Raw genomic sequence first — 550 nt, forward strand, 5'->3', positions numbered from 1 at the left:
GAGGTGACCCGGCCGAGGGTGCCGGCGAACGTGTCGTCGAAGCCTCCGGCGTCGCCGCCCACGTCCTGCCAGACGATGCGCCAAGTGACGTTGCCGCCCACCTGCTGGGCGTAGAACCGGCACAGGACCCACTGGTTGAACAGGTCCGGGCCGGTGGCGATCAGCTGGGAGACGACGGCGACGCCGTCGGAGTTGTAGCCCAGGATGCGGGTGCCGGTGTCCTTGATCTGGATGCGCCAGTCCCGCACGGTGCCGGTGGTCTGGATCGACATGTAGCTGGCGTAATCGGACGGCTGGCTGTTCAGCCGGTACAGCCACCACACCGACCAGGTCGTGGTGGAGCCGCCCGCGGGCACCTGCCCGGACAGCCGGGAGGTGACGGCCCCGTTCTGGGTGGCCACAACGGGCAGCGCGGCCGAGGACGGCAGCGACGACTCCGAGGCGAACGTCATGTTCAGCGTCGTCATCGGCTGCACGCCGTCGATGGGGCTGTAGGCGCGGGTGGCGTCGGCGCCTTCCTCCAGCGGCCAGTAGGCGCGCGGGCGGTAGC

1 protein-coding gene is annotated in these 550 nt (G+C 70.4%); it reads right to left on the reverse strand.

All coding sequences use genetic code 11. The features are described from left to right. Positions 1–550 (reverse strand): hypothetical protein (locus IG84_RS0137235; protein WP_031067879.1); only part of this gene is annotated, 550 nt, incomplete at both ends.

Source organism: Streptomyces ochraceiscleroticus, assembly GCF_000720485.1.
Lineage (GTDB): Bacteria > Actinomycetota > Actinomycetes > Streptomycetales > Streptomycetaceae > Streptomyces > Streptomyces ochraceiscleroticus.